Below are 15,979 nucleotides of genomic sequence, written 5' to 3' on the forward strand. Positions count from 1 at the left end.
ATTCCAGCGCTGACGGCCGAGGTTGAAGGCGCATCCCTGGTGATGAACACGCCCGCGGCGCGGCTGATCGCGCGCGGTGTGGAGCGCCCGCTCCTGCTCGAGGAGGTCGAAGCGCTGCTGGCGTCGGGGGCGCTCGTGGTCGACGCCTGCCGCAATGTCATGCGGGACGCCGGCATGATCGTCTCGCTCGCGACGCGCCCGGTCCTGTTCGCGCTTGCGCGCACGCTGGGCGAAGCCTGGCCCGCAGACGTGCCGCGGAGCACGCTCGTCGCACGCGCCTTCGGCGGCAAGCACGCCGATGAATCGCATCGCGCCCGGTTGCGGGTCGAAGTCGGTCGGCTTCGGGTGGAGTTGCGGTCACTGGCGGATGTGAGCGCGACCAAGCGAGGCTTTGCGCTTAAGCCGCGCCGCCCACGCGATGTCGTGGTGCTGGCGCCGCCCGCCGACGAGCCGCATGCAGCGGTGCTCGCCTTCCTCGCCGACGGCGAGTCGTGGTCGAGCTCGGCGCTCGCAATTGCGCTCGGAGCCAGCTCGCGCACCGTGCAGCGCTCGCTCGAGCAGCTTGCGGCAGCAGGCAAGGTGCAGTCGTTCGGCCGCGGGCGAGCGCGCCGCTGGATGACCCCGCCGGTGCCGGGATTCCCGACAATCTTGTTACTCCCCGGCTCACTGTCGGGTTACTAGTGTCGTGGACAAGTCAACAGATCTGAGCCTGGAGGAGAAGCATGAAACGATCTGCAGCCGAAGTCCTCCGCGAATATGGACCCTTTCCGGGTGTCGACCAGGTGGCTGGGGTTACGTTCGACGGTCAGCACGTCTGGTTTGCGTCAGGAGACAGACTGAACGCCCTGGATCCTGCGAGCGGCAAGGTGGTGCGCGCGATCGATGTCGCCGCGCACGCAGGAACGGCCTTCGACGGCCAGCACCTGTTCCAGATCGCCGAAGATCGCATTCAGAAGATCGATCCCAACACTGGCCGCGTACTCGCCACGATTCCGGCGCCAGGTGGCGGCGGCGACTCCGGACTCGCCTGGGCCGAAGGCTCACTTTGGGTGGGGCAGAATCGCGGTCGCAAAATCCATCAGATCGACCCCCAGACAGGGGCAGTTCTTCGCATAATCGATTCCAACCGTATCGTCACAGGGGTCACCTGGATCGACGGCGAACTCTGGCACGGCACCTGGGAAGGTGACGAGAGCGACGTCAGGCGGATAGATCCTGAAACCGGAAAGGTCCTGGAGAAGCTTGATATGCCGCCTGGAACAGGCGTGTCGGGGCTCGAGTCCGATGGTGGCGATCAGTTCTTCTGCGGCGGTGGAAACAGCGGCAAGGTGAGAGCCATCCGCCGACCCAGGCGAGGCTCCAAAACCCCGGTCGACCCGACGAGCAAGTAACCGAAGCGGCCCTCGCGGGCGCGCTTTCCGCTTTGACGAACCGTCCGCCGGGAGCGGTCATCAATGCGGCGGACCGGATCGCTGGAGCCCTTAAGCGCTGTTGGGCTTGTCGCGGCGCTCGACGATGTAGATGTGGTCGGCAACTAGGACCACATCGCCATGCTGGTTGATCACCTCGCAGCGCTCGATGACGCGACCCGACTCCGGCCGCTTTGGGTCGTCTTGCTTGGCCGAGATGGTGGTGCGGGTCTTGATCGTATCGCCGATGAACACCGGCTTGATGAAGCGCAACCTGTCATAGCCATAGGAGAACGCGACAGGGTTGATGACGCTTGCCGTCAGTCCGACGCCGACCGAGAAGACCAGCGTGCCATGGGCGATGCGCTGGCCGAACGGCGTCGTCTTCATGAACTCGGCGTCCATGTGGTGAGGGAAGAAATCGCCGGTATGGCCGGCATGCACGACGAAGTCGGTCTCGGTGATGGTGCGCCCGCTGGTCATGCGCGACGAGCCGATCTGGTAATCCTCGAAATAGACAGTCTGCTCCATGTCAGGGCCTCACCGCGATCGGGTGTTGCCGGCGCCGCGCTCGATTGGTAGGCAGCTTCGACCAGCGCCATTGTGCTCCAGGCGTCCTCGACGGAACTGACAAGCTCGGCGTCTTCGCCTGAGGCGTAGCGTTGGACATTGGCCATGCGGCCGACGAAGGCGTCCGGAAACCATTCGCCGACGAGCGGCACCGTGACCCAGTCTGAGCCGCCCTTCGGATAGATTTCAAGGATATCGGGCTCGCCGCGCGGATAGTCGAGGTTGAGCCCGAGCTTGAGATAGGCGGCGCCCTCGGTTCCGCAGATGCGGAACTCGCAGGCCTGGTGTTTTCGGCCAAATTTATGATCATGATTGATCGACAGCGCACAGCGCACTGTGTCGCCATAGTCGAGGATCGCGCTGGTGCGGGTTTGCGCGACCTTATGGCCGGGATGACCGAGCGTCTTGGCGTGAACGCCCTTGGGATCGCCGAGCAATTGCCGGATCAGGTCGAGATAATGAATCGAATGCATGGCGATCTCGACGCGCGGCGCCTTCAGCAGGAATTCCCACAGTTGCCAGGGTGTTGCCAGCGCCAGCCATGCGTCGAAATCGACCACGTCGCCGAGCCAGCTCCTGGCGATCGCATCCTTCAGCGCCAGCATCATCGGCGCGAAGCGAAGCTGGAAATTCACCGCCGCCTTCAGCTTCTTGGCGCGGCAGATTTCGAGGATCTCGCTCGCCTCGCTGAGGTCGCTGCCCATCGGCTTCTGGATCAGCGCTACGGCGCCGTCGGGCAACGCCCTGAGCACGCCGGCATGATGAGCCGGCGGCGTCGCCAGGTCGAAGATGACGCCGTCGATTGAAGTAGCCTCCTCGATCGACCGGTAAGCGGTGACGCCCCAGTTGGCCGCGAGTTTTTCCGCCTTGGCGTGGTCTGGATCGAAAAGCCCGGCGACCGGAAAGCCGGCTTTCCCATAGGCCGGGAAATGCGCGTCGCCGACGATCGAGCCGGCGCCGAAAATCACGATCGGCCGCGGCTTCGATGGCTTCGCCCAGGACTGGGAGAGCCAGGCTGGGTCGAAAACGCCATCAGTCATGATGGAAGACTTCGTCCATCGATGCCCACCATTCGCCCTCCTTGCGGGTCGGCAGCGGCTCCTGGCAAGGCATGCACAGCGCCCACCATTCCTGCGTCTTGGGATCGGCGGCCATCTTCGCCATGTCGGCGGCATAGTCGGTGCCGTGGTACTCGAAAGTGCTGAACAAGAGGTGCTCCGGCTCCTTGAGATAGATCGAATAGTTCCTGATGTTGCAGGCGGAAATCATCGCCAGCACTTCAGGCCAGACGGCTGCGTGAAGCCGCACATATTCGGCGATCTTTTCCGGCTTGAGGCCGAGCACCATTGCCATCCGCTGCATGTCCGGCTCCTGTTTCACTATGGTCGTTATGAATGCCGCGATGTGTTGCGTTGCACCGGCGGTGATCTGCCCACTATTTACATACAAACAAATAATTTACACAATCACCAAGCCGATGGTCCTTTCGGATGCTGACCACGGGGAGTGACTATGGCGGAGGACGAGGACGATGACCGCTATCGCGCGCCGGCGCTCGACAAGGGTCTCGACATCCTTGAGCTTCTGGCCGGCGTCGATGGCGGCCTGACCCAGGCGGAAATCGCCAAAAAGCTCGACCGCAGCCCCAACGAGTTCTACCGCATGCTGGACCGGCTGGTGCGGCGCGGCTACGTCACGCGGCTGGATGGCGACCGTTACTCGCTGACGCTCAAGCTGTTTGGCCTGGCGCAACTGCACGCGCCGGTGCGGCGGCTGGTTTCCTATGCGACGCCGCTGATGCGTGAGCTTGCCGAGGCCTCGCAGCAGTCAAACCAGCTTGTCGTCTTCGACCGCGGTTCTGCGGTGGTGATCGCCCAGCAGGAGGCGCCGGACTATTGGGGCATCTCGATACGCGTCGGCGCGCATGTCAGCCTGTTCGACACCGGCTCCGGACATGTGCTGCTGGCGTTCCGCTCGTGGGAAGAGCGGCGGATGATGATCTCCGAACATCTGCGCAGCACCCACAAGCCGCCTCAATCGCCGGACTTCTTTGCCCGTCTCGACCAGATTCGTGAACGCGGCTATGAGATGATGGCGTCGATGCAGACCGCCGGTGTGTTCAACCTGTCGGCACCCGTGCTTGGCTCGGACGGCAGGGCGATCGCGGCGCTGTCGATCCCCTACGTAACTCTGGTCAACGCACCCAAGGCGCCCGATATCACCGGGACGATAGAACTGTTGCTGGCAGCGACTGAAAAGCTATCGCAACTGGCGGGAGCCGCGGCCAGGCAGGCGAAACAGAGTCTTGTTTGAACGAAGAATTTCCTGATCGGGAAAATGCAGAGGAGCGCGCCGTTATGATCTTCGATACCCATCTGCATCTGATCGACCAGTCGGCGCTGCGCTATCCTTGGCTCTCCGGCGTGCCGGCACTAAACCGCGATTTCCCCTACGACGAATATGCAGTCCAGGCTCGCCGCGCCGGCATAGAGGGCGCGTTGCACATGGAGGTCGATGTCGATCCAGCCGATATCGAGGCTGAGACCAGTCACGTAAAGGCGCTGTCACACCAGAAGGACAGCTTGCTGCGCGGGGCAATAGCCTCCTGCCGTCCGGAAGAGCCGGGCTTTGCCGCCTATGTCGAGCGCCAGCGCGCCGATCCTTTCGTCAGGGGTTTTCGCCGTGTGCTCCACGTCGTGCCGGACGAGCTTTCGGAAGGCGTGCTGTTTCGCGAAAACATCAAGCGGCTTGACGGCACCAAACTGACATTCGACCTCGTCGTCCTGCCGCATCAGATCCCCAAGGCGATTGCGCTTGCCGACCTCGCGCCGGACGTGCAGTTCGTGCTCGACCATTGCGGCGTGCCCGACATCAAGGGCAACAGTGAGCATCCCTGGCGCGAGCATATGGCGGAGATTGCGCGGCGCCCGAACGTCGTCGGCAAAATTTCCGGTGTGGTCGCCTATGCGGACGCTGGATCCTGGGCTGTCGAAACGCTGCGTTCCTATGTCGAGCACACCATCGAATGCTTTGGCTGGGACCGCGTCGTGTGGGGCAGCGACTGGCCGGTCTGCACGCTTGGCGGCGGGCTTGCGACCTGGATTGCGGCGACGCATGCACTGCTCGGCGGTGCAAGCATCGATGAACGGCAAAAGCTGCTCTCCGCCAATGCGAAGCGGCTTTGGCGTTTGTGAGAAGTTAGCGAACTCTGCCTCATCTCAGCGCCGGGTGCCGGAGACTCTTCACAAACAGGCGATTGAGATCGGCGACGACGCGGCCGGCATCGTGCCTTTCGGTCAGGCCGAGATTGATACGATCGGAGGCCGCCTGCTGGAAGGCCATGTAGCCATCGTGGCGTGGCCTGACCCAGGCCCTCTCGAGCGTGGCGCGGGTGTCCTTGTAGAAATTGCCGGCGGCTGCGTTGACGGCGGCGTCGTCCCAGGCTGCGGCATGGCCGGGCTGGCCGCCGGCCGACGCATAGGGGCCGCGCTGCACCTCGCCGCTGGCGATCCAGTAGGCAAAGTCGATGGCCTCTTGCGTGGCCTTCGAAAAGGCCGACACGGCAATGCCGGTTCCGCCGAGCGCCGACCCGACTACACCGGCGTCGCCGGCAGGCGGAATGTCGGCGAAGGCAAGGCGGCTGCTGCGGAATCCGGCGATGGCATAGGAAACATAGCCGTAGATCAGCGGCGCGCAGGCGATCCGCGTGCCGGAGCTGGCCATCTCCTCCAGGACGCCGATCGGGTCCATGCCAAGGCAGGTCGGATCGACGAGAGCCGCGATCTCGCGCATCATCTCGAAAACGCGGCCGCCGATGTCAGGGTTTATGTGGTCGCCAGGCTCTTCGACGGCGGGCCTGCCGAGATTGCCGGCAAGCGTGTAGAACACCATCAGCGAATGCGGCGGCCTGAGCGGCAGCAACACGCGGCCTTGCCGCGCCAGGTCGAGCACCTCGGACCAGTTCGCCGGCGCGGCGGAAAGCATGTCCGGCCGCCACGCCTGCACCTGGCTGGCCGTGTCGATCGGAAACGCCCACTGCCGGCCTTGCCAGTTGTAGCTAGGATAGGACTGGCCGACGCTGCCTGCCGCCAGTGCCGCGCGTTCCTCTTCACGCCCCACAACGTCGAGCGGCGCCAGACAAGTCTCGGCGGTGATCTGGCCGACATGCGGATGATCGATGACGATCAAATCGTAGGCACGGGCCAGGTCCTCGACCGGAAACGATTCGAAATCCTGCAGCGAGCGCTTGTCCCATTCGATGTTGACGCCGGTCTGCTGCTTCCACAGTCCCGAACAGGCGACCATCGGGTCGTAGCCGCGCGGATGGCTCCAGGTCATGCCTTTGAGCGTCACGTCGCTCACAGCCCGAATTCTTCGCGGATCTTTGCGCTGTGCTCGCCGATGCGCGGCGCCGCCCGCTCGACCTTGGCGCGGACGCCATCGACCCGCAGCGGCGAACGCGTGGTGAGGATCGAGACGTCGTCCTCGCGCGTCACTGTCTGCAGCATGTCGAGCACCTGAAAACCTTCGCTGGCCATCATTTCCGGCCAGGTCAGCACCTTGGCGCACCAGATGTCGGCGGGCTCGAGGATGGCAAGCCATTCGTCGACGGCTTTCGTCGCGATTTTTTGCGCAATGATCGCCTTGATCTCGTCGCGGGCGGTGAACCAGGTCGACGGCTGATCGCGAAAGGGCGCAAGCTGTTCGAGTTCCAAAAGGTCGGCCAGCTTCGGGATCGGCGTCATCGCGATCGCCAGATATCCGTCCTTGGCCGGATAGACGCCGTAAGGCGCCGACAGATAGGCATGGGCGCTGCGGAAGGCCGATCGTCGCGGCACGCGGCGTCCGTCGTTGAGATGCGTGGTCAGCACCTCGAACTGAAAATCGACCAGCGCTTCGAGCAGGCTGGTCTCGACATGGCTGCCGGTGCCGGTCACGCCGCGCCGCACCAGTGCGGCAAGGATGCCTTGCGCGGCGGCGGCGCCCGCCAGCATGTCGGCGATCGCCAGGCCGAACGGCACCGGTCCCTGGTCCTCGTCGCCGTTCAGCCACATCACGCCGGAACGCGCCTGCGCCAGCAGATCCTGCCCGGGACGCTTGACCCAGGGGCCCTCCTCGCCATAGCCGCTGATCGAGGCATAGACCAGGCGTGGATTGATCTTGCGCACCGCCTCGTAGTCAAGGCCAAGGCGCTCGATGACGCCGGGCCGGAAATTCTGGATCAGCACGTCGGCCTTGGCCAGCAGGCTGCGCAGCGCCGCCAGATCGGCCTTGTCCTTGAGGTCGATGGCAAAGCTTTCCTTGGCCCGGTTGATGGCGTGGAAGCTGGTGGAATCGCCGCCGATCTCGGTGTCGCTGAGATAGAGCCGGCGCGACAGGTCACCCCCATCGGGGCGCTCGATCTTGATGACACGGGCGCCAAGGTCGAGCAGCCGCAGCGAGCAGTAGGGCCCGGACAGGAACTGGCTCATGTCGACGACGACGAGCCCGGTCAGCGGCAATTCGGCAATGGCAGCCATCGCCTATGTCTCCGTCTTGCCGGCGAAATCGGCCGGATTCCGGCACTTCACCGTCTGCAGGTGCTCGCAATAAAGCACGAGCTCTCCTTCACTCTTGAAGACTTCATAGCTGGCGCGGATCAGCCCCATCTCCTTGTATTGGGTTTCGTGTCGAGATTGGATCGCACGATCGGTTCCCTGCGTTGATCTTCTCTAGTGAATAGCATTTTCACATATGGGATTGTATTTCAAGCGTGAACAAGCGAAATTTGCCGCGATCCGCTGCGGCTGGGTGTCGGCGGAACAAGGGGGATTTCCATGCAGGACGCCTGTCTGGTCTTCGTCGGCAGCCTCAACCGCGAGGCGCCTTATTTTCAGGGCGCGCGCGGCGTCGGGCTCAGCGTCTACAGTTTCGACGAAGAGACGCTGGAGACGAGGAAACTGGCCGAAACGGGAGACGTCGACAATCCGACCTTCCTGTCGGTGACGCCGGGCGGCTCCCATGTCTATGCCAACTCCGAAGTGTTCACCTGGCGCGAAGGTGTGGTCTCGGCCTACCGCTTCGACAGGCAAACTGGCACGCTTTCCTACATCAACAAGCAGCCGACGCTTGGCAGCATCACGGCGCACAACACCGTCACGCGCGACGGGACGAAGCTCCTGGTCGCCAATTACGGCATGGGCGAAGGCGGTCCCGATCGCTCGCTCGTCGTCTACGGACTGCGCGACGATGGCGGCTTGACCGTGCCGTTGTCGAGCGTTGCCCATAGCGGAACTGGTCCCGACGCAGTTCGTCAGGAACGTCCCCATGCCCACAGCGTCACCGAGACGATTGCCGGTGGCGTGGCGATCGTCGCCGATCTCGGCATCGATCGGCTTGTCTCGTACCGCATCGGGCCTGACGGCGGCCTGACCAGACTGGCGGAGTCGGCGCTTGCGCCCGGCGCCGGGCCACGTCACGTGGCGCTGCATCCTGGCGGGCGCTTCGTGTTCGTCATGAACGAACTGGATTCGACGGTCGTCTCGCTTGCGCTGGACGAAGCGTCAGGCAGGCTCACCGAGATCGACAAGAAGCCGGCCGTGCCGGCCGCGGCGCGCGACGGCAATCATTGCGCCGACATCCAGATCTCGCCCGACGGCCGCTTCCTCTATGGCTCCAACCGCGGCCATGACAGTGTCGTGGTGTTTTCTGTCGACCAGCAGACGGGCACGCTCGCGCTGGTCGACCATGCGCCATGCGGGGGCGCTACGCCACGCAATCTGGCACTGACGCCCTCAGGTCGCCATCTCTTCTCGGCCAACCAGAACGCCGACCGCATCTCGATTCTTGCACGCGATGCGGCCACGGGCCGGCTGGCCGACACCGGGCGGTTTATCGAAATCGGCACGCCGATGTGCGTGAAGATCGTGCGTTGAAAGCCCTGGTCTTCTTCCAGCAGCGAGGGCGCGCACGGTCCTGTGATTTCGGCTGAGCCATCAGCGTGGTAGCTTTCAGTCGTTCCGCTGCGGAGTCTTCATGCGTACCAAGCTGCTAGAAATCACCCTTGCTATGCTGCTGCTGCTGGTCGGCGGCCTTCCAGCCGGCCATGCGCAAGTGGCCGAGCGGACGTCGCCTTCGGGCGGCGTTCTGTCGCTGCTCCCGCCGCCCCAGGTCTCAGATCATTCGATCGTGATCGCGGGACGCACGCTCAACTATCAGGCAAGGGCCGGCACGCTGTCATTGCTATCCGGCAAGGGCGACGTCACCGCGGAAATCTTTCATGTCGCCTACACCCTGCGTCCCGAGCCAAGCCGGGAACCTGATCCCCGCCGCCCGATCACTTTCGTATTCAACGGTGGTCCCGGAGCGGCTTCCGCCTATCTGCATCTTGGCGCGCTCGGTCCACGCGTGATGGCGACAGCGGCCGATGGAAGTTTTCTCCCACCGCCGCAGCGGCTTTTGGACAACTCGAACACCTGGCTCGACATGACCGACCTGGTCTTTGTTGATCCCGTGGGAACCGGTTACAGCCGCGAAGCACCCGGCACCGAGGCACGCAGCTTCTGGGGCGTCAACCAGGACGCCGCCGCGATGGGCGCATTCATCCGGCTCTATCTGGCACAGGCGGGTCGCACGGCGTCGCCGGTGTTTCTTGCCGGCGAAAGCTATGGCGGGTTTCGGGCGGCACTGCTCGCCAAGACGCTCCAGGATGATATCGGCATCAGCCCTCGCGGCATCGTGCTCATCTCGCCGGCGCTCGAATTCACGCTCGTGCGGCCCGACGAGTTCCAGCCGCTTCACTGGGCGCTTGAGCTGCCGTCGCTGGCGGCGGTGCGCCTGCGCAGCCAAAGCGTCACCGGTTCTGAACTGCAGGAGCGGTTGGCCGATGTCGAACGCTATGCGCTTGGCGACTATCTCGTCGCGCTTGCCAGCGGGCTCGAACAGGGCGGGCGTCTGGCGAGCCCGCGCGTTGCCGAAATCACCGGCCTGCCGCTCGAAATCGTGAAACGAAACTTTGCACGCATTCCCACCGCGCTCTTCGCCAAGGAGTTTGCGCGGGCAAGGGGCAATGTTCTCAGCGTCTATGACGGCACGATCGAAACGGCAGACGTTGCCCCGGAAAGTCCAAGGCCCAGCGGTCCTGATCCGGTGCTCGACCGAAGCGTGCCGGCGCTGACTTCCGCCTTTGTCAGCTATATCAGGGAGGAATTGAAATTCCGCACCGATCTAAGCTATCGGCTTCTCAACCGTGAAATCAGCGGAAATTGGGATTACGGGACGAGCCCGACGCGTCAGGGCTATACCGGCGTGATGGATGACCTTCAGCAGGCGCGCGCGTTAAATCCCGGCCTCGGTGTTTTGATCGTCAACGGCTACACCGACCTGGTGACACCTTATCTGGTGTCACGCTATCTTGTCGGCCAGGTTCCTTCGCTTCCCGGCGCAAAGCCTATCCGCCTCGAACTGCTGGAAGGCGGCCACATGATGTATTTCAGGCCGGAGAGCCGGCGCGCGCTGAGAGAGGCCGCGTCCGAGCTTTACCAAGCGCTGAAATGAGCGCGTAAAAGAGACAAATCCGCCTCGTCGCATGAGAGGCGGATGACGCAACACGAACCGGCGAGGCGAACAAGTCGATGACATCCGAGCCTGCAGAACTGACCTGGCTCAACCCGCCACCGCATCATGCCTTCGGCGACAGCACCGTGCATGTTCGGACCGGCAAGGAAACCGATTTCTGGCGCGAGACTTTTTATGACTTCTGGCGTGACAATGGCCACTTCCTCTACCGGCAGATCGAGGGCGATTTCAGCGCCGAGGTCACCGTCAAGGGCGACTACAAGGTGCTGTATGATCAGGCCGGTTTGATGGTCCGGCTGAGCGAGACGCATTGGGTCAAGGCCGGCATCGAGTTCACCGACGGGCTCGCCTATTTTTCCGTCGTCGTCACCAATGATGCTTCCGACTGGTCGTTGGTCAGCATCCCGGCCGGTCCGGACGGAGTCAGGATCCGGCTGACCCGCCATGCCGAGACAATCCGCGTTCAGTATCGCGATGCCTCCGACCATCGCTGGAAGCCGGTGCGGCTCGCCTACTTCCCGCCCTCGAAAACAGTCGATGTCGGCATGATGTGCTGTTCGCCGCAACGTGAAGGTTTCGAAGTCACATTCAGCGATTTTTCAGTCGGTCCGGCGATCTCGAGGGAACTCCACGACTGACGCGTCCTGTCAGCGGATCGGGGCCGCTTTCACAGCAGTATCGTTCCGACAGCCGAATTGTGCGGTCGAAGAAGCTACCGGGCATTCGCCTCATCCCGGTCGAACTTGAAATCGGCGGGAAGGCGGCCGCGGAAGGCGCGAAGCCGCTTCAGTAATTCCTCGCGCGCAGGTTTGCGCGCGACTACTGCAGGAATACGGATAGCGAGGCTGTTGCCTCACTGGCGACCTTCATCAGACTCTCCGATGTATATGCGCTATGGTAGGAGCCTTGCGCAGGCGGCCGACCTTCTGGCCGGCCGATCCAGTAGCATCCGTCAGCCCGGATGCTTGAAAGTTTCGCCAAACCAGTTCCGCCACTTGGGCTCGCCCTCGGCGGCGCGCTGTTCGGCGTCCTCGCCATAAAGATACAGGGCCATGCTGGCGTTTGCGCTGCCATCGATATCATAGGTTCCGATCAGGGCAATGCCGGGAGCAGGTGTAGTCAGGCGCAGCGCGATGAAGCCCTGCTTGTCGTCCTGCCGCACGCGTTCGACTATGCCGGATAGTCTCTCCGGCTGCTGCGGGCCATTCCGCTGCTCGCCGACATTTGCGCCGGCCAGTCCGAGCGTCTCGGTAAGTTGCCTCCAAATCGAGAGCTGGTCGGCCTTCGTGCTGGCCATGACGCTGAAACTGGCGGCGTTTTCGCCGGCGAAGTGCGAAAGGTAAATGCGCAGCACCTCGAAAAAGCCGGGCCAGCCGCTCTCGAATCCTTCCAACTGATCATCCCAATCGTCGGTCGAGGCAAACAGCGAATGGACCATGCGGACAACGCAACGATCACCCGACCGGCTGGTCACGGTGATCTCCGTTGCGACAGGCGGCGCGCCTTCGCTCCACTCGCGTTCGACATAGCCGAAACGGAACGGCGGCTCCCAAATCGTCACTTCGCCGGTGGACGCGCCATTGGGACCGAAGTCGAAATGAAGCCTGCCGCCGACATGCTCGTCGATCGTGGTTTTTGTGAATCAGGCAGTGTTGCCGGGACCCGTCGCAATGGCCCGCCACACCTGCTCGGGTGTGATGAATTCCATCTCGACCCAACGCTTTCCAGTTTCATCTTTCTTGATCGGCATGGGAACTCCTTTCAGGGTTTGCCGTCCTCACGGTCGGGGCCGGGTGCGGTACGACGCCACTACGAGCCGATGCGGCCGCCCGCCAAAGCTCAAGCATACTCATTTTCGTCTTGACAAAATATTTTGTCAAGACGCGCGCTGATGCTGAAAGCGGCTATGGCGCGTCGTCGCCGTGTCGTGTGATCTGAGCGTTCGCAATCAAGCATCCTGAAGAGAGGGCGAACGGCCGGCGAAACTGAGACCGCAGAAACTTTTGGTGCAATGACATTGCAGCGCCTGGCCGTGATGCCATTGTGCCATGGAACAGCCGTTCGGTCGTTATTTGCCTGCCGGCCGCCAAACGCAGCGCTGACTTTCTGTCAATGGCATCGAGATTGGATCGAGCGTTGCTTTGATCGCAACGACCTGCGTGTCACCGTAAAAGCCTGATCCCAAGCCTGAGGCAGGAGGAAGTCGATCATGGCCAGGATTGTACCGGTGCTCGATCTCAGCCGTCTTGAGCAGGGCGCATCGGAGCGTCGGACCTTTCTGTTCGACCTGCGCACGGCGGCCCGCGATGTCGGCTTCTTCTGTCTCAGCGGCCATGGAATTTCGGCTGTGGAGATCGACGAGGTGCTCGACGCCTCGCGCCGGTTCTTTGCCTTGCCGGAAGCCGACAAGCTGGCCATCGAAATGGTCAGGTCCCCGCAATTCCGCGGCTACACGCGTACCGGTGGCGAACTGACCAAGGGCAAGGCCGATTGGCGCGAACAGCTCGACATCGGCGTCGAGCGTCGACCCATACCAAAGGGGCGCGACACAACCGGCGGCGACCAGGGTGTCGGCGCACACAAGGACGGCGGTTTCCTGACGCTCCTGCTTCAGGACGACAACAAGGGGCTGCAGGTCGAATATGACGGAAGCTGGGTGAATGTGGATCCGATCCCCGGAACGCTGGTGGTCAACATCGGCGAACTCCTCGAACTGGCATCGAACGGCTATCTCAGGGCAACGGTTCACCGTGTCGTGACGCCGCGGCCGGTACCGAGCGAATTTCCGTTCCATTCTTCTTCAGCGCCCGGCTCGATGCGACGATCCCGTTGCTCACCCTGCCTGAAGAACTGGCTGCCGAGGCGCGCGGACCGGCGAGCGATCCGGACAACCCGCTGTTTCGCGACGTCGGAACCAACGTGCTGAAAAGTCGCCTGCGCTCGCATCCTGACGTGGCGCGCCGGCACTATGCCGATCTCCTTGAGACAATGGCATCACCCGTCTGAAGAGGTCAGAGCAAATAGAACAGGAATTTTCGCTATCCCGCCGGCTTTTGGAATTTTGTTCGTCGCCAACCCGCTCAAACAAGCTCAAACAGGTAACACCGTTCGGCGGTTTCCTCCCATTCCCGTGAACGGCGTTCCCCTCCGAAGGTTGTAACCTTCTTTTGGCTGGGCCGTATTCGAGCCCGGCCATTTTTTCGCGCTCCCTTTTGGCGAAGGCGTCAGAGCCGATTCTTCAAAAAGCGCGTCATGAGAATTCACGCGACGCGCTTTAAGTTCCTGTTTTCATGCATGTCGTCCCAAAACCGCCGCGCAATTTTGGGCGACATGCGTTAGCTTCCCGCCAACGACAATCCACGGGCGCGTTCGCACAGCAGGCCAAGCAATTCGCTGCGCCGCGCTTCCGGCGTGTCGACCGGCAACACGAAGCAAAGGGTCTTGTTGATGGCGCCGTAGCTATCGCGGATGGGCGCGGCCATGCACCACGTGAAGCGGTCGGCGAGGGCGGTGGTCTCGCTGAAACCTTGCTGGCGGGCGAGAGCGACATCGCTGAAGAATTCGGCCGGCGCAATGATGCGGCCGTCGGGAAGCTTGTAGTCGCCAGGCGGGATGAAGTCCTTCACTTCTTGCTCGCTCATATGGCCGAGCAGGAGCCGCCCGGACGCCGTCCACGGGATCGGCACCTCGACCCCGACATCGCTTGAAATCCGGAAAGGGCCGGAAGAATCACGGCAATCGAGAACGATGTATTTGTTCCCGCGCAGGCCGCACAACTGCACGGTCTCGCCTGCCTCCGCGGCCATCCTGTCCAGCGTCTCTATGATGCGCCGATAGTGGGCGTTGTGATGCGAATAGGCCCAGCCGAACAGATGCATGGCCCGACCGAAATAGACGTAGCCTTCCGTCCCGACGTTTTCGAGCATTTCGGCTTCGAGCAGGCTGTTGACGATTTCGTAGGTGGTCGAACGCGGTGCGCCGATCATCTTGGCGACGTCGCCGACGCGCATCGGCGCGCGGTGCCGCAAAAGCGCTTCCAGCAGCACGATCACGCGGTCGATGCCACGGCGGCGTTCGCCATTGCGCGGCCCGGCGCCGGCTTCCGTTTCGATCAGACCAGTGGCGCCATCGCTCATGTCGCCGCATCCCCAAAAAAATCAATTCGGCTCTCGTCTCAAGACGCTTGAAAGATGTCAAGGCTCAGTCTAGCATCCCATTTGTCCGATATACAGACACATTGTCTGAAATATCAGACAATAATGAGCCTGGCGCAGACAGTTCTGACGAGAAAACGGGCGGTTTCCGGATGCGGCAACCGGAGGGTTTCTCGTCCCGATCCCGCACGTCCGGCATAACCTCAGAAGGGAACAATCATGACGAAATCATCGTTTTTCGCATCCGCCAGTGCCCTTTGCCTCGGTCTCCTGTTGAGCTTCGGCGCCGATTCGCAGGCCAATGCCGCCGCCAAATGCATCAAGGGCGACCGCAAGGCGCCGTACACGATCGGCTGGGCCAACATCTATTCCGTGCCGACCTGGATGAAACAGACACAGGGCACCATCGAAGCCGAAGTCGAGACGCTGAAGAAGCAGGGGCTGGTCGACAAGCTTGTCGTGACCGACGCCCAGGGCGACGCCAACGTCCAGATCCAGCAGATCCAGTCGATGATCGATTCCGACGTCGACGCCATCATCCTGATTGCCGGCTCGTCGACCGCGCCGGCGCGTGTGCTGGCGGACGCCTGCGCCAAGGGCATCGCCATCATCAACTTCGACAGCCTCGTCGACACCGACCAGGTCACAGCCAAGGTCAACACCGATTCCGCGCAGTGGGGCGATCAGGCGGCCAAGTTCCTGATCGACTCCATCGGCGGCAAGGGCAAGATTCTCGTCCTCAACGGCCCGGCCGGCGTTTCGGTCAGCGACGATCGGCGCAAAGGCGCTGACGCGGCGCTCAAGGCCCATCCTGAGGTGACGGTCCTTGCCGAGACGAATACACCCTATAATGTCGCGCCTGCACAGGAAGCCGTCACCAGCCTGCTGTTCGCAAATTCCGAGATCGATGGAATTCTGTCGCTCGGCGGCGCCTTGTCTGCGGGCGCGGTACTCGCCCTCGACAAGCAGGGCCGCGAACAAGTGCCGATCACCGGCGAGAACGCCCGTCAGTTCCTCGAGCTCTGGAAGGAAAAGGGCCTCAAGAGCTGGGCGACCATGCAGCCGAACTGGCTCGGCGCCTTTGCCACCTACACCGCCGTCCAGGCGCTGGAGGGCAAGGATGTGCCGGCTTTCGTCAAGATCCCGCTGCCGGTGATCGACAATTCCAACATCGATCAGTACCTCGCCCGGGCGGCCGATTTTCCGGCTGACGGCTACATCTATTCGCCCTACGACGAGGAATTGTTCAAGAAGCTGCTGGCTGAACAATAAGCTTGGAAGGTCGCAGAA

Annotated in this window: 14 protein-coding genes and 3 pseudogenes; 9 read left to right on the forward strand and 8 right to left on the reverse strand. The window is 62.6% G+C overall.

The window, feature by feature from the left end:
* Positions 1-681 (forward strand): annotated as a pseudogene (locus X738_RS61955) (helix-turn-helix domain-containing protein); the annotation flags it as partial.
* A gap of 41 nt (positions 682-722) precedes the next feature.
* Positions 723-1,391: a Vgb family protein gene (locus tag X738_RS61960; protein WP_023800110.1), complete on the forward strand. Its 669-nt coding sequence runs from the start codon at positions 723-725 to the stop codon at positions 1,389-1,391.
* A gap of 90 nt (positions 1,392-1,481) precedes the next feature.
* On the opposite strand, the gene X738_RS61965 is transcribed toward X738_RS61960, so the two are convergent.
* From X738_RS61965 to X738_RS61975, 3 genes are read right to left on the reverse strand one after another with little or no spacing between them, the layout of a single operon-like run.
* Positions 1,482-1,940 (reverse strand): MaoC/PaaZ C-terminal domain-containing protein, encoded by a 459-nt coding sequence (locus X738_RS61965; protein ID WP_023800111.1) that lies wholly within the window; start codon positions 1,938-1,940, stop codon positions 1,482-1,484.
* Complete coding sequence (locus tag X738_RS61970) at positions 1,889-3,019, reverse strand: Gfo/Idh/MocA family protein (RefSeq protein ID WP_023800112.1); 1,131 nt, start codon at positions 3,017-3,019, stop codon at positions 1,889-1,891. Before X738_RS61970 ends, X738_RS61965 begins: the two co-directional genes overlap by 52 nt.
* A complete protein-coding gene (locus X738_RS61975) occupies positions 3,012-3,341 on the reverse strand; it encodes an L-rhamnose mutarotase (protein ID WP_023800113.1) in 330 nt (109 codons plus the stop codon). The genes X738_RS61970 and X738_RS61975 overlap by 8 nt, the downstream gene beginning before the upstream one ends.
* A 150-nt stretch (positions 3,342-3,491) precedes the next feature.
* Here X738_RS61975 and X738_RS61980 point away from each other — a divergent pair, with 150 nt between their 5' ends.
* Positions 3,492-4,292 (forward strand): IclR family transcriptional regulator, encoded by an 801-nt coding sequence (locus tag X738_RS61980; protein WP_023800114.1) that lies wholly within the window; start codon positions 3,492-3,494, stop codon positions 4,290-4,292.
* A 44-nt stretch (positions 4,293-4,336) separates the two neighbouring features.
* A complete protein-coding gene (locus X738_RS61985; RefSeq protein WP_023800115.1) occupies positions 4,337-5,173 on the forward strand; it encodes an amidohydrolase family protein in 837 nt (278 codons plus the stop codon).
* A gap of 19 nt (positions 5,174-5,192) precedes the next feature.
* Here the strand turns inward: X738_RS61985 and X738_RS61990 are convergent, their stop codons facing one another.
* From X738_RS61990 to X738_RS87135, 3 genes and pseudogenes are all read right to left on the reverse strand, one after another.
* Positions 5,193-6,341 (reverse strand): extracellular solute-binding protein, encoded by a 1,149-nt coding sequence (locus X738_RS61990; protein WP_023800116.1) that lies wholly within the window; start codon positions 6,339-6,341, stop codon positions 5,193-5,195.
* A complete protein-coding gene (locus X738_RS61995; RefSeq protein WP_023800117.1) occupies positions 6,338-7,498 on the reverse strand; it encodes a CaiB/BaiF CoA transferase family protein in 1,161 nt (386 codons plus the stop codon). The genes X738_RS61990 and X738_RS61995 overlap by 4 nt, the downstream gene beginning before the upstream one ends.
* 3 nt (positions 7,499-7,501) lie before the next feature.
* Positions 7,502-7,639: pseudogene (locus X738_RS87135) on the reverse strand (amine oxidase); the annotation flags it as partial.
* 156 nt (positions 7,640-7,795) lie between these two features.
* Between X738_RS87135 and X738_RS62000 the strand changes: the two are divergent.
* From X738_RS62000 to X738_RS62010, 3 genes are all read left to right on the forward strand, one after another.
* Positions 7,796-8,893, forward strand: coding sequence for a lactonase family protein (locus X738_RS62000; protein WP_023800119.1), 1,098 nt, complete (start codon positions 7,796-7,798; stop codon positions 8,891-8,893).
* Between the two features lie 100 nt (positions 8,894-8,993).
* Positions 8,994-10,514: a S10 family peptidase gene (locus X738_RS62005; RefSeq protein WP_023800120.1), complete on the forward strand. Its 1,521-nt coding sequence runs from the start codon at positions 8,994-8,996 to the stop codon at positions 10,512-10,514.
* Positions 10,515-10,591: 77 nt separating this feature from the next.
* Positions 10,592-11,173, forward strand: a complete 582-nt coding sequence (locus X738_RS62010; RefSeq protein WP_023800121.1) for a DUF1349 domain-containing protein — start codon at positions 10,592-10,594, stop codon at positions 11,171-11,173.
* A gap of 314 nt (positions 11,174-11,487) precedes the next feature.
* Here X738_RS62010 and X738_RS62015 read toward each other — a convergent pair whose 3' ends face one another.
* Complete coding sequence (locus X738_RS62015) at positions 11,488-12,096, reverse strand: SRPBCC family protein (RefSeq protein ID WP_023800123.1); 609 nt, start codon at positions 12,094-12,096, stop codon at positions 11,488-11,490.
* Positions 12,097-12,744: 648 nt separating this feature from the next.
* Here X738_RS62015 and X738_RS62020 point away from each other — a divergent pair.
* Positions 12,745-13,541: pseudogene (locus X738_RS62020) on the forward strand (isopenicillin N synthase family dioxygenase).
* A gap of 329 nt (positions 13,542-13,870) precedes the next feature.
* On the opposite strand, the gene X738_RS62025 reads toward X738_RS62020, so the two are convergent.
* The gene (locus X738_RS62025; RefSeq protein WP_023800126.1) at positions 13,871-14,671 is read right to left on the reverse strand and encodes an IclR family transcriptional regulator; all 801 of its coding nucleotides are present in this window, start codon (positions 14,669-14,671) and stop codon (positions 13,871-13,873) included.
* A 237-nt stretch (positions 14,672-14,908) separates the two neighbouring features.
* Here X738_RS62025 and X738_RS62030 point away from each other — a divergent pair, with 237 nt between their 5' ends.
* Positions 14,909-15,961: an ABC transporter substrate-binding protein gene (locus X738_RS62030; RefSeq protein WP_023800127.1), complete on the forward strand. Its 1,053-nt coding sequence runs from the start codon at positions 14,909-14,911 to the stop codon at positions 15,959-15,961.
* The last annotated feature ends 18 nt before the right edge of the window (positions 15,962-15,979 follow it).

Origin of the sequence: Mesorhizobium sp. L48C026A00 (genome assembly GCF_000502375.1) — a bacterium.
Classification (GTDB): Bacteria; Pseudomonadota; Alphaproteobacteria; order Rhizobiales; family Rhizobiaceae; genus Mesorhizobium; species Mesorhizobium muleiense.